Annotated in this window: 13 protein-coding genes; 9 read left to right on the forward strand and 4 right to left on the reverse strand. The window is 66.4% G+C overall.

The features are described from left to right. Positions 1–47: 47 nt before the first annotated feature. Together gspD and BLT40_RS03530 are read left to right on the forward strand one after the other, a co-directional pair. Entirely contained in the window at positions 48–2,318 is a 2,271-nt protein-coding gene (gene gspD / locus BLT40_RS03525; protein ID WP_090351406.1) for a type II secretion system secretin GspD, read from the forward strand. Positions 2,319–2,399: 81 nt separating this feature from the next. After that, positions 2,400–4,076: a putative bifunctional diguanylate cyclase/phosphodiesterase gene (locus BLT40_RS03530; protein ID WP_090351408.1), complete on the forward strand. Its 1,677-nt coding sequence runs from the start codon at positions 2,400–2,402 to the stop codon at positions 4,074–4,076. Here BLT40_RS03530 and BLT40_RS03535 read toward each other — a convergent pair. Beyond that, positions 4,034–4,693 carry a hypothetical protein gene (locus tag BLT40_RS03535; protein ID WP_090351410.1) on the reverse strand — a complete coding sequence of 220 codons (660 nt, stop codon included), beginning with the start codon at positions 4,691–4,693 and terminating at the stop codon, positions 4,034–4,036. The two genes, BLT40_RS03530 and BLT40_RS03535, sit on opposite strands and share 43 nt — an antisense overlap. Before the next feature lie 151 nt (positions 4,694–4,844). On the opposite strand from BLT40_RS03535, the gene BLT40_RS03540 reads away from it, so the two are divergent. The 5 genes from BLT40_RS03540 (at position 4,845) to BLT40_RS03560 (ending at position 9,479) form a co-directional block, all read left to right on the forward strand. Beyond that, positions 4,845–6,398, forward strand: a complete 1,554-nt coding sequence (locus BLT40_RS03540) for a protein adenylyltransferase SelO (RefSeq protein ID WP_090351412.1) — start codon at positions 4,845–4,847, stop codon at positions 6,396–6,398. 51 nt (positions 6,399–6,449) lie between these two features. Then, positions 6,450–7,514 carry a class I SAM-dependent methyltransferase gene (locus tag BLT40_RS03545; RefSeq protein WP_090351415.1) on the forward strand — a complete coding sequence of 355 codons (1,065 nt, stop codon included), beginning with the start codon at positions 6,450–6,452 and terminating at the stop codon, positions 7,512–7,514. Further along, positions 7,511–8,212, forward strand: coding sequence for a pseudouridine synthase (locus tag BLT40_RS03550; protein WP_090351417.1), 702 nt, complete (start codon positions 7,511–7,513; stop codon positions 8,210–8,212). The genes BLT40_RS03545 and BLT40_RS03550 overlap by 4 nt, the downstream gene beginning before the upstream one ends. Positions 8,213–8,326: 114 nt before the next feature. Beyond that, a complete protein-coding gene (gene sodC / locus BLT40_RS03555; protein ID WP_036112562.1) occupies positions 8,327–8,854 on the forward strand; it encodes a superoxide dismutase family protein in 528 nt (175 codons plus the stop codon). A 7-nt stretch (positions 8,855–8,861) separates the two neighbouring features. After that, on the forward strand, positions 8,862–9,479 hold the full coding sequence (locus tag BLT40_RS03560) for an alpha-ketoglutarate-dependent dioxygenase AlkB family protein (protein ID WP_255363923.1): 618 nt from the start codon (positions 8,862–8,864) through the stop codon (positions 9,477–9,479). A 19-nt stretch (positions 9,480–9,498) separates the two neighbouring features. On the opposite strand, the gene BLT40_RS03565 is transcribed toward BLT40_RS03560, so the two are convergent. The 3 genes from BLT40_RS03565 to BLT40_RS03575 form a co-directional block, all read right to left on the reverse strand. After that, positions 9,499–10,572 (reverse strand): GGDEF domain-containing protein, encoded by a 1,074-nt coding sequence (locus tag BLT40_RS03565; RefSeq protein ID WP_079522976.1) that lies wholly within the window; start codon positions 10,570–10,572, stop codon positions 9,499–9,501. Between the two features lie 254 nt (positions 10,573–10,826). Next, entirely contained in the window at positions 10,827–11,804 is a 978-nt protein-coding gene (locus BLT40_RS03570) for a CorA family divalent cation transporter (RefSeq protein WP_090351419.1), read from the reverse strand. Positions 11,805–11,863: 59 nt separating this feature from the next. Beyond that, positions 11,864–12,289: an OsmC family protein gene (locus tag BLT40_RS03575; RefSeq protein WP_036112565.1), complete on the reverse strand. Its 426-nt coding sequence runs from the start codon at positions 12,287–12,289 to the stop codon at positions 11,864–11,866. Positions 12,290–12,387: 98 nt separating this feature from the next. Here BLT40_RS03575 and BLT40_RS03580 point away from each other — a divergent pair, with 98 nt between their 5' ends. Further along, the gene (locus tag BLT40_RS03580) at positions 12,388–12,678 is read left to right on the forward strand and encodes a GNAT family N-acetyltransferase (protein WP_255363924.1); all 291 of its coding nucleotides are present in this window, start codon (positions 12,388–12,390) and stop codon (positions 12,676–12,678) included. Between the two features lie 86 nt (positions 12,679–12,764). After that, complete coding sequence (locus tag BLT40_RS03585) at positions 12,765–14,819, forward strand: S9 family peptidase (RefSeq protein WP_090351422.1); 2,055 nt, start codon at positions 12,765–12,767, stop codon at positions 14,817–14,819. Positions 14,820–15,058 lie beyond the last annotated feature (239 nt).

Consider the following 15,058-nt stretch of genomic DNA (forward strand, 5'->3'; position numbering starts at 1 on the left):
GGGCGAATCCGCTTTCCGCTGTCATCCGATGCTGCGAGACTTCAGGCATGCGTACCTATCTGCTTGTCTCGATCGTCGCCACCGTGCTTATCGCTGGCTGCTCCACGCTGCCCCAGCCCCGCGACGACGGCGCGCTGCAACGCGAAGCTCTGGCAGGCACCGAGCTCCCGGTGCCGGGTCCACGCATCCTTGCCTCGACCAACCCGACGACACCGGCGATCTCGCAGCCCCAGATCACCACCGGCACCGGCGAATTCGTCAAATCGTCAGGACTTGCGAGACCGAAGCCGGTCGACGAGGGCGTCGGCACGGTCACCTTCAATTTCGAGAATCAGCCGGTCGAGTCCGTGGTGAAAGCCATCCTCGGGGACCTGCTGCACGAGAACTATTCGATCACCCCGGGCGTGCAGGGCAACGTGTCCTTCTCGACCTCCCAGCCGGTTACCGCCGAACAGGCGCTGCCGATCCTCGAGACGCTGCTGTCGTGGACCGGTAACGCGCTGGTGCACAGTAACGGCCGTTACGTCGTGATGCCGGCGAAGGATGCCGTCGCCGGGAATCTCGTGCCGAGCATCGGCGCCAACGCACCGCCCGGCGGATTGCAGGCGCGTCTGTTCCCGCTGCACTTCATCTCCGCGACGGAGATGCAGAAGCTGATCAAACCGTTCGCACGGCCCGATGCCACGCTGCTGGCCGATCCCACCCGCAACGTCATCGTGATGGCGGGCACGCCCACCGAGCTCGACAACTATCAGCGCACCGTGGCGACGTTCGACGTCGACTGGCTGCGTGGCATGTCGGTGGGCGTGTTCAGTCTGCAGCGTGCGCAGGTGAAGGAGCTGCAGCCGCAGCTCGATGCGATCTTCGGCGAGAAAGGCAACACGCCCATGGCGGGCCTGCTTCGCTTCATCCCTATCGAGCGCACCAACTCGCTGGTGGTGATCAGTCCGCAGCCCGCATACCTCGACGAAGTGCGCAGCTGGATCGATCGCATCGATCATGGCGGCGGCAACGAACCGCAGCTCTACGTGTACGACGTGCGCAACGTGCAGGCCGCCGACATGGCGGACTATCTTTCGGACATCTACGGCGGCGGCTCGAAGGGCGGCGGCTCCGGCGACCGCGGTGGCAGGGTCGGGCCGGGCCTTTCCCCGGGCACGCTCGGCGGCGGCGACAGCGATCTGGGCAATCGCGGTGGCTCGGCTCTCGGCAGCACGACGGGTTCGTTCGGTAACGGCGGCTCATCGTCGACGGGCACGAGCGGTATCGGCCCGGGTACATCGGGTACGAACGGCCCTGGCGGTAGCAGTGGCAGCGGGATGTCCGTGAGCGGCCTCGGCGACTCCGGCTCGTCATCGCCGGACGGCGGGGCGGGAAAGAGCCATTCCGCGACCACCACCGACGACGGCGTGCGCATCACCTCGGTCGACGCCAACAACCAGATCATGGTGCGCTGCCGTCCCGCGCAATGGGCCGAGATCGAGCAGGCGATCAAGCGTCTCGACGCCGTGCCGCTGCAGGTGCAGATCGAAACCCGCATTCTCGAGGTCGAACTCAAGGGCGAGTTCCAGTTCGGCGTGCAGTGGTATCTGGAGGGTCTGGTCGGTACCACCAACGGGTCGCCCACGCAGCCTGGCAACAAGCAGCAGTGGGCACTGGGCAACGGCGGAACGTCATACAACTCGACCAATGACAGCTTCTTCTACTCATTCGTCAACAACAACGTTTCCGTCGCGCTGCATGCGATGGAGCAGAACGGCAATACCAAGGTTCTGTCCGCGCCGTCGCTGGTGGTGCTGAACAACCAGAAGGCGCACATCGAGGTCGGCGACCAGATTCCGATCACGCAGACCTACGTCAACACCACGGCCAATACGGATAACACGATCGGCCAGGTCGAGTACAAGGACACCGGCGTGATCCTCAATGTGCGACCGCGCGTCAATCCCGGTGGCCTGGTCTACCTCAACGTGAACCAGGTCGTGAGTTCGCCAGGCGTGGTCGACACCACGACGGGCAACTTCCCCATCCAGCAACGCGAGGTCGCCACCCAGGTCGCCGTGCAGAGCGGCCAGACGGTCTTGCTCGGTGGCCTCATCAAGCAGAACGATGCGACCACCGATACCGGCATCCCCGGACTCAACCGAATACCCGTTTTCGGCCGATTGTTCGGCTCAACGACCCGCAGCCGCGCCCGTACCGAGCTGATCGTGCTGATCACGCCGCGCGTCATCACCAACGGTGACGAGGCCAAACAGGTCACGGACGAGTACCAGCGCAAGTTCGAATCGCTGCGGCCGCTGACGAAGCGCCCCTGAAGGCGTCCTGAGGTTCCCGACACACCGGCATCACGGACGGCGTCTCATTTTTCGTCCACGTGCTCATCGGGAGGGGAATCGGTGCAATACGATCTGGCGGGCTGGTCGACCGTGCTTGAATTGATGCCCACGGCGATGTTCGTGCGCGATGCCGAACATCGCTGGGTACTGGTCAACCGCATGGGTTGCACCTATTTCGGTCTGAGCGTCGATGATGTCATCGGCCGGACCGACGATGAACTGTTTCCGCCGGAGCAGGCGGCGCGCATGGCCGCGGGGGACGAGTCGGTACTGCGCAGCCACGAGGTGGTCGAGTCGGAAGAATCGGTGACCGACCCGCACGGGAGAGTGCGCACGCTGATCACCCGCAAGACCTGCATCGATCTGGACGGTGAGCCGCATGTCCTCGCCTCGGTGACCGACATCAGCGATCTGCGTGAATCCGAAGCCTATGTGCGCTGGCTGGCCTGCCACGACGCGCTGACCGGTTTGTCCAATCGCACGGCGCTGTTCAGCCGCATCGAATCCGCCATCGCGAAAGCGGCTTCGGGTGGCGCGCGTTCGGTGTTGTTCTACCTCGACCTCGACGGGTTCAAGAAGGTCAACGACACCTGGGGCCACCTCGCCGGCGACGAGCTGCTGATCCAGTTCGGCAAGCGTCTGCGTGAGGTGGTCGATGCGGCGGATACGGTCGCACGCATCGGCGGCGATGAGTTTGCCGTGCTCGTGGAGGAGCGGGACGACTTCGATGCGGAGACGATGGCCGCAAGTTTCGTCAAACTGGCGGCCAGGCCCTTTGGCGTGCTGTCGACCACGGCGTTCGTCGGTACCTCGGTGGGTGTCATCACCGCCGACGCGAGCGCCGTCGCCGGCGGCGAACTGGCGCGCAAGGCGGACAGTGCGCTGTACGAAGCGAAGAAGCGGCGCAACCGGTATGTGCTTTACAACGACGAGCTCGATGCGGCACTGGCCCATCGCCGCGACGTGGAGCGGTTGCTCGACGACGCGCTGGTCACGGGCGAAGGCCTCAGCTGCCACTACCAGCCGATCGTGCGTGCGATCGACGGCAAGATCATCGGTCTGGAAGCACTGGCGCGCTGGCGGCATCCGCGTCTGGGTGTGATACCGCCGGTGCAGTTCATTCCCGTAGCCGAGGAAACCGGGTTGATCGACCGGCTGGGCGAGTGGGTGCTGCGCACGGCGTGCGCGCGCGTAGTGGGGGTGGACGACCTCTTCGTCGCGGTAAACGTCAGCGCCGTGCAGTTGCGCGACGACGGTTTTGCCGACATGGTGCTGGGTGTGCTGAAGAGGACCGGTCTGCCACCGAGCCGTCTCGAGCTGGAAATCACGGAGACGGCCATCGTCAATGCGGATGGCATGGCAGTGCGCCTTCTCAAGCAATTGCGCCACGTCGGCGTGCGTGTCTCGCTTGACGACTTCGGCACCGGCTATTCCAGCCTGACGCTGCTGAAGGACCTCGACGTCGACAAGGTCAAGATCGACCGTTCGTTCGTGCAGATGGCGCCGACCGCGGAAGACTCGGCCGCCATCGTGCGTGCGGTGTCCAACCTCGGCGCGGCGCTCGGGTTATCCGTGGTTGCCGAGGGCGTGGAAACCGAACAGCAGCGGGCCTTCCTCTGCGAGGCGGGGTGCGACGAGCTGCAGGGTTATCTGTTTTCCCCGGGCGTGCCCGAAGATCGCATCGAACGCGTGGCTCAGTTGCTGCCTTCGACCGGCACCGCCGTATCGGCGGGATAGGCGTCGGCCGGCATCGGCCACGTGCGCCGCAGGTCGGGCATGCCGGGCATGCTCGTCGGCTGCGGCAGCGGCAGCGGCATGCGCGTACCCATGGCGCCGCCCGTCGCGTCGCCGACGATGGCGATGACGCAGCCGCCGCTTTCCTGCGATGTCCCGAAGGACAGCCGTCCCCAGGGCATCTGCAGCACGGTGTACCGGTTGGGAAGCATGGATGGCGCCGTCGGCAGGTTCGTTTCCGATGCCGTGGCATGGAAACTTCCGGCCACCTCGGCATGGGCGAAGCAGGGACGCTGCTCGAGCTGAATCGACGTGAAGCGGACCATCGGCACGTCGCCGCCCTCGTTGAAACCACGTGCCTCGAAGGCGCTGACGCGGTAACCGTCGCGGGTCACGAAGGGCTGGCTGCGGACGATCTGCGGCGGCGCATCGGCGGTGGCGTGCAGGCCGCCGGGCAATTTGCGCGACAGGGCGTCGACGGCGTTCGGCAGGGTGCCCATGGTCGCGTTGACGATCTCGACGAGTGTCTTGTCACTTCGCGGCACGGCCACGGGCTCGGCACCCGCGGCGGTGGCCAGGGTGACGCTGAGCAGGCTGGCCAGGGTGCGGATCGGACGCATGACATCCAGGGCGGGGTGGTCGGGGGCGCTAGTTTGCACGAGTCGGCAAGTTATTGTGGCGACCGATGGCGGAACACCGATGGGCGCCTTGTTTCGCACCGGTCCGGCCGGATATTTCAGAGATCCCCAAACGCATGACCCCTCACCGCCGATGACAGACCTCCGCTTCGACAACGCCTTCGTCCGTGAGTTGCCGGCCGACCCCTCGTCGCTGAACGCTCCCCGGCAGGTGGAGGGCGCCGCCTATTCATGGGTGGCGCCCACACCGGTGGCGGCCCCGCGCGTGGTCGCCGTGTCGGACGAGGTGGCCGCGATGCTGGGTATCGATCCGGACGCCGCGGACGTCGCCGGGGTGTTCGGCGGCAACGCGCTACTCCCGGGCATGCAGGGCTATGCGATGGCCTATGGCGGCCATCAGTTCGGTCACTGGGCGGGCCAGCTGGGCGATGGACGCGCGATCGGGCTGGGCGAGGTCCTGACGGCCCACGACGGCCGCCAGGAGCTGCAGCTGAAGGGCGCGGGTCGTACACCGTATTCGCGTGGCGCGGATGGTCGTGCCGTGCTTCGCTCGTCCATCCGTGAGTTCCTCTGCAGCGAGGCCATGCACCACCTGGGCGTGCCGACCACCCGGGCGCTGTCGCTGGTGGTGACCGGTGACGAGGTGCTCCGGGACGTCATGTACGACGGCCATCCCGCGCTCGAGCCGGGCGCCATCGTCTGCCGGGTGGCTCCATCCTTCCTGCGTTTTGGCTCGTACGAGCTGCCGACCTCGCGCAACGACGTGGCGCTCCTGCGCCAGCTGGTCGACTTCACCATCCGCACCCATTTCCCCGCGTTCGCCGGGCTGCCCGACGCAGGGCGCTACGGCGCCTTCTTCGGCGAGGTCTGCGAGCGCACGGCGAAGCTCATGGCTCACTGGATGCGCGTGGGCTTCGTCCATGGCGTGATGAACACCGACAACCTGTCGATTCTGGGCCTGACGATCGACTACGGTCCTTACGGCTGGGTGGACAACTTCGACCCCGACTGGACACCGAACACCACCGACCGTGCCAACCGCCGCTACCGCTTCGGCCACCAGCCGCGGGTCGCGTACTGGAACCTGCAGCGTCTGGCCCAGGCCCTGGCGCCCCTGTTCGATGGGACCGAGGCCCTTCAGGGCGGGCTGGACCGCTACGTGGAGGTCTTCGAGGCCACCGACGCCGCGTTCTCGGCCGCCAAGCTCGGCCTCATCGGTACCCACGAGGGTGACGACGCGCTGGTCGCCGACCTGCGTGGCCTGCTGACCGCGGGCGAAATGGACATGACGATCTTCTTCCGCGACCTGGCGGCGCTCGACCTCGACGAGCCCGCCGTCGGCACGGTCGGTGCCGCGTTCTATACCGAGGCGGGCCGCGCGGCGGTCAGCGACGCGCTGGCAACCTGGCTGACGCGCTATGCGGCGCGGGTGAAGAACGACGAAGGCGCGCCGGGTGAGCGCCTGGCGTTGATGCACGCAAGCAATCCGCGCTACGTGCTGCGCAATTATCTCGCCCAGCAGGCCATCGACCGGGCGGAGCAGGGCGACTACGCCGGTGTCCACGAATTGCTCGACACACTGCGTCGCCCCTACGACGAACAGCCCGGTCGCGACCACCTCGCCGGCCGCCGTCCGGACTGGGCACGCGACCGCGTGGGCTGCTCGATGCTCTCGTGCAGCAGCTGAGCGGGGCCCGCTCGCGCTAGAATCGGCGGCCATCCCGTCGCACCGAGGTCCATGGCGTTGTCCGCCGGAACCGCACCCGAAGCCGCACTCGACGCCCTGTTCGTCCCGTTCATCACGGGTGAACTGGCGTGGCCGGCCGATGGGCGCGTCCTGTTCCTGCGTGCGCGCGACGGCTTCGTCCTCCGCGAGCGGCGCCGTCCCGGCTGGGTGATGCAGCAATCGTTCAAGCCTGCGGCCGATGCGCTGGCGCGCTCCGGCTTCGAGGTCGTCTCCGACCCGCCGGAGGGCGCGTTCCGCGTCGTGATGATCCTGCCGACCCGTCAGCGCGAAGAGAGCCGGGCCCTGTTCGCTCAGGCCATGTGTCGCGTAGGACGCGACGGCATCGTCGTGGCCAGTGTGCCGAACAGCGAAGGCGCCAGAACGGCCGAGGCCGATCTCGCCGCGTTGGCCGGTGGTGTCGGTCAGCTGTCGAAGCACAAATGCCGGGTGTTCTGGACGCAGGCGGGTGCCGGGCCCGACGTCGCGTTGATGGAGCAATGGCTCGCCTTCGATGCGCCACAGACGATCGAAGACGGTCGCTTCATGAGCCGCCGCGGGCTTTTCGCCTGGGATCGGATCGACACGGCGTCCGCGCTGCTCGCCGAGGTGCTGCCGGATGACCTGCACGGTCGCCTTGCCGACCTTGGCGCGGGCTTCGGCTATCTCGCCTGCGCGGCGATCGCGCGTTGCCCGGGCATCGTCGCCGCCGATCTTTACGAAGCGGAAGGCCGGGCCATCGCGCCCGCCACGGCCAATCTGGCCGACGCTGTCGCCCACGCGAATCGCCGCATAGCGACGTCGGTGCGGTGGGCCGATGTGACCCAAGGCATCGATACCGGGTACGACACCATTCTTTCCAACCCGCCGTTCCATCAGGGACGCGCGGACCAGCCGGAACTCGGCCGCGCCTTCATCGCCACCGCCGCCAGCGCGCTGGCGCCGACCGGCCGGTTCTGGATGGTCGCCAATCGCCACCTCGCTTACGAGGCGGCACTCGACGCGGCATTCGCCCGCGTCCGCACGGTCGTCGAACGCGACGGCTTCAAGGTCATCGAAGCACAGGAGCCCCGTCGATGAAGCTCGTCCGCCTGTTGGCGAATCTAGGCTATGGCAGCCGCAAGCAAGTCGCATCCATGTTCCGCGAAGGTCTGGTCACCGATCCCGCGGGTGAGGTGCTCTACGCCGACGACAAGGTTGAACACGTCGACGTGCGCTTCGACGGCGAACCGCTGGACCCGCCGCAGGGCCTGCTGTTGATGCTCAACAAACCCAGCGGCTACACCTGCTCGCGCAAGGACGTCGGCCGCCTGGTCTACGACCTGCTGCCACCCCGCTTCGCGTTGCGCAATCCGGTACTGTCGACGGTCGGCCGCCTCGATCGGGAGACGTCGGGCCTGCTGCTGTTCACCGATGACGGTCCGCTGCTGCACCGGATCATTTCCCCGAAGGCCTCGCTGGCCAAGGTGTACGAAGCGACGCTGGCCGAGGATCTGCGTGGCGACGAGGGTGATACGTTCGCCGCCGGCACGTTGATGCTGGACGGCGAAACCGAACCGCTGCTTCCGGCGACGCTGGAGGTGCTGGGGCCGCGTCATGTGCGTCTGACGCTGACGGAAGGCCGTTATCACCAGGTGCGGCGGATGTTCGCGGCGGTGGGCAATCACGTGGTGACGCTCGAGCGTACGACGCTGGGTGGGTTGTCGTTGGACGGGCTGCCTTCCGGTGAGTGGCGTGCGCTGGATGAGGCGGATAAGGCACGGATGTTTGGCAGGTAGGGACAGCTGCTTCGCGGCGTCCGCAGCGGGAAGCCGGTCGCCTGTGGGTTATGGACGTGCCGTCTACGCCGGGTGCAGTATCCCGGGGTTACCTCGATTCCACAGGAGTGCATGATGAGAAAGATCGCAATCGTGGCCGCTGGCCTGTTCGTCTGTGCCGCCGCTCAGGCTGCCGAGAAGAGTGTGGTGGTACCGCTGACCGCCGTGACCGCCGATGGCGCGGGCGCGTCCGTCGGCAAGGTGACCGTGACCGAAAGCGCCGGCGGTCTCGTGTTCACGCCGGACCTCAAGGGCCTGCCGCCGGGTACGCATGGATTCCATCTGCACGAGAAGGCCAGCTGCGACCCGGGCGAGAAGGACGGCAAGAAGGGCGCCGCGCTCGCTGCCGGTGGTCACTTCGACCCGGCAAAGACCGGCAAGCACGAAGGTCCGGATGCCATGGGCCATGAGGGCGACCTGCCGCGCATCGAGATTGCCGCCGATGGTACCGACACCACGCCGGTAACCGCGCCGCACCTCAAGACGCTGGCGACGCTGAAGGGCCATGCGCTGATGATCCACGCCGGTGGCGACAACTACGCCGACCAGCCGGAACCGCTGGGCGGCGGTGGTGCGCGCATCGCGTGCGGCGTCATCAAGTAAGGGCGACGTGACCCAGGGCTCGCTGTTCGCTGCCGGACCGCTCGTGATCGTCGACGATGAGCACGGGCGGTTCGCGTACGAGCCGGGCCTTATCGCGTCCCCGATGGCGGCGCGATGGTTCGACACGCTGATGTCGACGATCCCATGGCAGGCGCAGCGGCGTGAGATGTACGGGCGCGAAGTGGACGTACCGCGGCTGGTGCAGCATTACGTGCTGGACGATCCGTCCTTGCCGTCGCCCCTGGCCGAGGCTGCTCGCGAAGCGATCGCCGTCACCGGGGTGCGGTTCACCTCCGTGGGCCTCAACCTTTATCGCGACGGTCGCGACAGCGTGGCGCCGCATAACGACCATATCGACGAGATCGCGGAAGGCGAGCCGATCGCGCTGCTGTCGTTAGGTGCGACGCGGCGGATGACGTTGCGTGAGCGCGAAGGGGCGAAGCGCAGCTTCGACCTGGATCTGGAGGCGGGCAGTCTGCTGACGATGAGCCATGCCACGCAGTTCCATTACGACCACGGGATACCGAAGTCGCGCGGCGAGGTCGGGCCGAGGATCAGCCTGGCCTTCCGGGTGCGCCCACGCGGCGGGTCCGCGGGGCGGCGTTATCCGGGAAAGCGCGCCTAGCTGGCGGGTCGTAACGTCGTCAGAAGAGGTCGATGCTGCCGAGGGCGACCGGCGCGGCGAGCTCGCCACGCTGGGTCAGGTCTTCGTACCCATGGACGCTGTTACGACCGTTTTCCTTGGCGAAATACAGCGCCTTGTCCGCGCGATCGAGCACGATCTCGGGATAGTCGTTCTCGGTGATCCGCGCGTAGCCGATGCTGACGGTGACGTGGCCGACCTGCGGAAACGTGTGATCGGCGATGAACTGCCGGAAGCGATCGAGCGCGTGTTGCGCCACGTATTCGTTTTCCGCGGCGATCAGCATGACGAACTCTTCCCCGCCGAAGCGGAAGAGCACGTCGCTCTGGCGGAAGCTGGCGCGCATCTGCTGGGCCAGCATCAGGATGACCTCGTCGCCGTAGACGTGACCGTAGGTGTCGTTGATCCGCTTGAAGTGGTCGATGTCGAGGATGGCGAGGTAGATCTTGCTGTCGTCGTCGCGCACGCCGCCCCGGCGTTCGTCGTCACCGCCCACGGCGGCACGCGCACGCTGGCGGCTGAGCTTGAGCAGGCGGCGCAGGCGCTGTTCGAAGCTGCGGCGGTTGTACAGGCCGGTGAGCTTGTCGCGTTCGCTCTCGTTGAGCAGGGCGATGTAGTTGCCGTAGATGCGCGCGAAGCCTTCGACCATCACACGGACGGCGTCAAGCGAATCGTCGGCCTCGAGCATCAGGGCGCCGATCGCGGACCCGTCGCGCTGAATGGGAATGACAAGGCGGCAGTCGCCGTTGTCGGTGACGTCGCTGACCGCTTCCAGGGTTTCCATCGCGCAGACGATGGTGTCGACCGGGTCGCCCTCGCGCGGTGGTTCGAGCGCGTTGACGACGAAGCCGCCTTCGCGCTTGCGGCCGCAGACCACCATCGATTCGATGGGCTGTTGGAGACTCTCGCCACGCTTGCACAGGGTGACGCTGTTGACCGGCATGAGCTCGGCCAGCGAAAGGACCAGGCTGTGGTCCAGGGCGTCGATATCGCGGTGGTGGGTGAACTCGGCCACCGACGCCAGCAGTCGCGTCTCGGGAAGGCCGCCCGTCATGGCATGCCACGGCGTCTTCATGGACGACCCCACGACGCGGCGTGGCGAACGCGATAGTGACTACTGACTGGCACCGAACACTTCCTCCCCCGAGTGGAGCGCGCCGGATGGCAGCCCCGTGTCGTTTCGACCGGCTTCTACCGGGCGACCCTCAAGGGTGCTAACGGCAGTGCAGCCGCGAACTTTAGGGAAAAGACGGCCCAATGTAAAAAAATGCGACGCGCGTCAGGTTTACGGGTCTTCACGTGCGTGAACGACTGCGCTAGAGACGCCGCTCAGTCACCTTCCAGCCAGCCCCGCCATTTGAAGAACAGCACGGGCAACAGAATGCTCAGCAGAATGGCGCCGATCGCCATCGGATAGCCGAAGGTCCAGTCCAGCTCGGGCATACGCTTGAAGTTCATGCCCCAGACGCCGGCCAGGATCACCGGGGGAATGGTCGCCACGGAGGTCACGGTCAGCACCTTCATCACGTGGTTCTGGTCCGTGCTGATGAAGCCCAGGCTTGCATCCAGCAGGAACTGGAGCTTGTTGGTCAGCTGATCGTCGAACTCGTCCAGGGTGCGGAGGTCGTGATCGACCACGCGCAGACGGACCTCGACCTGATCGGACATCCACTCGGGCTGCTTGGCCCGCACGAACGAGACGATGCGCTGCACGCCCAGCATGGACGAGCGGTTGCGTGCCTGCTCGCCCTCGAGGCGGCCGACCTCGAGCATGCAGTCGCGCAGGGCGGGCGTGCCCAGACGCTCGGTGGTGAACACACGATCGGACAGCTGTTTCAGATCGGCGGACACGTCCTCCATGCGCCTGGCCGCGAGGTTGACGATCGCCTCGATCAGCGTCGCCAGCACGTCGGCGCTGGAATCCCAGTGCTGCTCATCGCAGCTCTGCGCCGCCAGGTCGAAGGCGGGCGAGGTCTGGAAGCGAAGCGTCATCAGGACATGCCCGGTGACCACGATGCCGACGGGGGAAGGGCGATGGCCGGTACCGTTGGGGGCGTCGGGATCGACATCCGCGAAATACGGGATCGACAGGTACATCGCGTCGTCGTCCGTGCGGATGCGGCTGGACAGGGCGAGGTTGTCCACGTCAGCCCGTTCCGGAATGCGCAGCCCGGAGATGTCGGCCGCGCATTTTTTCTCGTCTTCGCTGGGATCGAACATATCGACCCAGATGGGCGCTTTCGGCCTGCCCATGTCGGCCGTCCAGCGGATGGGCTGGCGCTGGCCGTGTTCGTGAATGATCAGCACGCTGGGTTCGATCCTGTCGGCCAGGGAAGCCGCCGGCCGGGGCCGGCGGCCGGAGCAGTTTACGCTTCCAGGGTGGCGTCCATGCTGATCGCGGCATTCAGCACCTTGGATACCGGGCAGCCTTCCTTCGCCTGCCTGGCGATGGCTTCAAAGCCGGCCTGGTCCGTACCGGGGATCTTCGCCTTCACGGTGAGATGCACCTTGGTGATGGAGAAACCTTCGCCGTCCTTGTCGAGGGTGACGTCGGCCTTCGTCTCGATCTTGTCGGGGGTGAGGCCGGCGTTGCCCAGCATGAGCGACAGCGCCATCGAGAAGCAGCCAGCGTGCGCGGCGCCGATCAGTTCCTCGGGGTTGGTGCCCGGGCCGTCTTCGAAGCGCGACTTGAAGCCGTAGGGGGCTTCCTTCAGTACGCCGGTCTGGGTGGAGATCGTGCCCTGGCCATCCTTGATGCCGCCTTTCCAGACCGCTGAGCCTGACTTCTGCATGGAGATTCTCCTTCGGTGGGGGGATGATCGCCTGACCTTAACGGCCCGCCCATCCAGAGAATGCGAAGGTGCGGCTGTCCTTCTGATGGAGATGACCGATGAGCGACAACGCGAAACCGCTGGAAATGACGCATGACACCGAAAACCAGGTGTTCACGACCGTGGTGGACGGTCACACCTGCGAGGTGGAGTACCGCCTCGCCGGTAACGTGATGACGATCACGCACACCGGTGTGCCATCGCCCGTGGGCGGGCGGGGTATTGCCTCCCTCCTGACGAAGTTCGCCGTACAGGTTGCCGAGGCCAGGGGCTGGAAGGTGCAGCCCGCTTGCTCCTACGCGGCGACCTGGTTCAAGCGCAATCCGGAGTTTTCTCACTTGCTGGCCTGACGGAGTCCGAGTCGGCCATGGGGTGCTCGCGAGAGTAATGACTGTCGTGATAGTTTTCACACCTCAATCACACATCAGGTCACCCCATGCGTACGAAGTGGATCGCCGCGGCCGTCGCGCTCGCCTTCACCCAGGCCAGCCTCGCCGACACCCCGACGAAATCCGCGGATGATCCGCGTATCGCGGCCATCCTGTCGTCGCTGGCCAAGGTCCGCACGATCGAGTCCGTCGCGCTTTCGCCCGATGGCAGGCAGCTGGCCTGGGCAGTGAAGACCGATGGCAAACCGGTGATCGAGGTCGCCGACGCGCAGGGCCAGCATGCCCACCGCATCACCGCGAGCAAGGGGTGCAGCGAGACCTCGGTCGCCTGGGCCGCCGACTCCCGCCACCTCGCCTTCCTGTCCGATTGCGCGGGCAGCGCCCCGGGCGTGGAGGAGGGCAAGCAGAACGACATCTACACCGTCGACACCGGTACCCGCGCCGCGCCCGTGCGGCTGACCCACCTCACCGGCTACGTCAGCGGCCTCGAATGGCGCGCTGATGGCAAGCAGCTCGGCTTCCTCTACGTCCCGAACGCGACCCGCCGCGCGAGCGCCACCGCGGCGGCCAAGCCGCAGCTGGGCGAGGTCGGCGTCGAGGGCATCGAAGTGCAGCAGGTGGCCAGCGTCGACGCGGCGGGCGGCGACGTCCACGTCCTCACGCCCGCTGGCCTGCACGTCTACGAGTTCAGCTTCTCGGCCGACGGCGCGCGCATCGCCTATGTCGCCGCCGAGCCGCCGGGGGACAACAACTGGTGGGTGGCCAAACTCTACGTCCAGCCGTCGACCGAAGGCGGCAAGGGTGACGTCGTCGTCGACACCGCGACGCTCAGCGGTCCGCTCAAGGGGCTGCAGGTGGCCGTGCCGCGCTTCTCGCCGGACGGCTCGCGCATCGCCTTCATCGGCGGCCTCATGAGCGATCAGGGCTCGACCGGTGGCGACATCTGGACCGTTCCCGCCGCCGGTGGCGCGGCACCCGTGGACGTCACCCCGGACATCCACACCACGCCGGCCTGGTTCACCTGGACGGCGAACGACGCCCTTCTGGTGGGCGAGCACACGGGCGGGTCCAGCCGCGTATCCCGTTACGCGCTGCCGGCTGAGGGCGTCGCCACGGCGACTCGTCTGTTCGATCTGCCGATGACGATCGGAGACGGTCGCCTCTCGATGTCCTTGTCGCTGGATGCGAAGGCCAGCAAGGCCGCGTTCGTGGGCAGTTCGTTCGACAAGGCCTACGAGGTACACGTCGCCACGCTCGCCGCCTCGCACGCGCCGGTGGCGGTGACCTCATTCAACGCCGCGCTCAAGCCGTCGTGGGGCAAGGCCGAATCGATCTCGTGGACCTTCGAAGGCCACGAGGTACAGGGCTGGCTGCTGTATCCGGCGCACTACAACCCGAAAAAGCACTACGGGATGATCGTCTCGGTACACGGCGGTCCTGCCGCGGCGGTCACGCCGCGCTGGCCCGGTGTCGGCTACGGCGGTGCGCCGCTTTCCGCGCTGGGCTATTTCGTGTTCATGCCCAACCCACGTGGCAGCTACGGGCAGGGCGCGGCCTTCGTCCAGGCCAACCGCAAGGACTTTGGCTACGGTGACATGCGCGACATTCTCGCGGGCGTCGATACGATCGAGAAGAATCACCCGGTCGACGACAAGCGCCTCGGCCTCACGGGCTGGAGCTACGGCGGCTTCATGACGATGTTCGGAGTGACCCAGACCAACCGTTTCCGCGCGGCGGTCGCGGGCGCGGGAATCTCCAACTGGCAGAGCTATTACGGCCAGAACCTCATCGATCAGTGGATGACGCCGTACTTCGGTGCGTCGGTGTATGACGATCCGGCTGTCTATGCGAAGAGTTCGGCCATCAATTTCATAAAACAGGTGAAGACGCCGACGCTGATCGTGGTCGGCGAGCGTGACGCCGAGACGCCCGCCCCGCAGTCGTTCGAGTTCTGGCATGCGCTGCGCGCCCAGAACGTGCCGACTTCGCTGGTGGTCTACCCGGGCGAGGGTCACGGCTTTGCGCGCGATGAGAACCGCCGTGACGTGCTGGCCCGCGCCCTGGCCTGGTTCGATCGCTATCTGCCGGCCAGTGGGAACTGAGCCGGCTTCCGGACAAGTACGCAGGTAGTGCACATTTTCGGAAAGGCAGGTCGTCAGGCGGATTGCGTTTTTTCGCCGGTCTATCATCATCCGATCGGTGATGGCGTTCTTTTTCTCACGCAGGGCTAAAGTCGGGGGCGGTGGTGGCCGTTAGACCTAGGGAGATGTCGTTTCGCGCCTGGTGTGTTTCCAGGCTCCCGGGCGCGGTCGTTCCGTTTTTAAAGCAAGACGTGCCCCGG

Source organism: Dyella sp. 333MFSha, from assembly GCF_900102405.1.
In the GTDB taxonomy this organism is placed as follows: domain Bacteria; phylum Pseudomonadota; class Gammaproteobacteria; order Xanthomonadales; family Rhodanobacteraceae; genus Luteibacter; species Luteibacter mycovicinus.

Coding starts and splice junctions, on each gene's coding strand:
- BLT40_RS03585 (WP_090351422.1), top strand. CDS start 12,765: ATGCGTACGAAGTGGATCGCCGCGGCCGTCGCGCTCGCCTTCACCCAG.
- BLT40_RS03545 (WP_090351415.1), top strand. CDS start 6,450: ATGGCGTTGTCCGCCGGAACCGCACCCGAAGCCGCACTCGACGCCCTG.
- gspD (WP_090351406.1), top strand. CDS start 48: ATGCGTACCTATCTGCTTGTCTCGATCGTCGCCACCGTGCTTATCGCT.
- sodC (WP_036112562.1), top strand. CDS start 8,327: ATGAGAAAGATCGCAATCGTGGCCGCTGGCCTGTTCGTCTGTGCCGCC.
- BLT40_RS03550 (WP_090351417.1), top strand. CDS start 7,511: ATGAAGCTCGTCCGCCTGTTGGCGAATCTAGGCTATGGCAGCCGCAAG.
- BLT40_RS03535 (WP_090351410.1), bottom strand. CDS start 4,693: ATGCGTCCGATCCGCACCCTGGCCAGCCTGCTCAGCGTCACCCTGGCC.
- BLT40_RS03565 (WP_079522976.1), bottom strand. CDS start 10,572: ATGAAGACGCCGTGGCATGCCATGACGGGCGGCCTTCCCGAGACGCGA.
- BLT40_RS03580 (WP_255363924.1), top strand. CDS start 12,388: ATGAGCGACAACGCGAAACCGCTGGAAATGACGCATGACACCGAAAAC.
- BLT40_RS03575 (WP_036112565.1), bottom strand. CDS start 12,289: ATGCAGAAGTCAGGCTCAGCGGTCTGGAAAGGCGGCATCAAGGATGGC.
- BLT40_RS03540 (WP_090351412.1), top strand. CDS start 4,845: ATGACAGACCTCCGCTTCGACAACGCCTTCGTCCGTGAGTTGCCGGCC.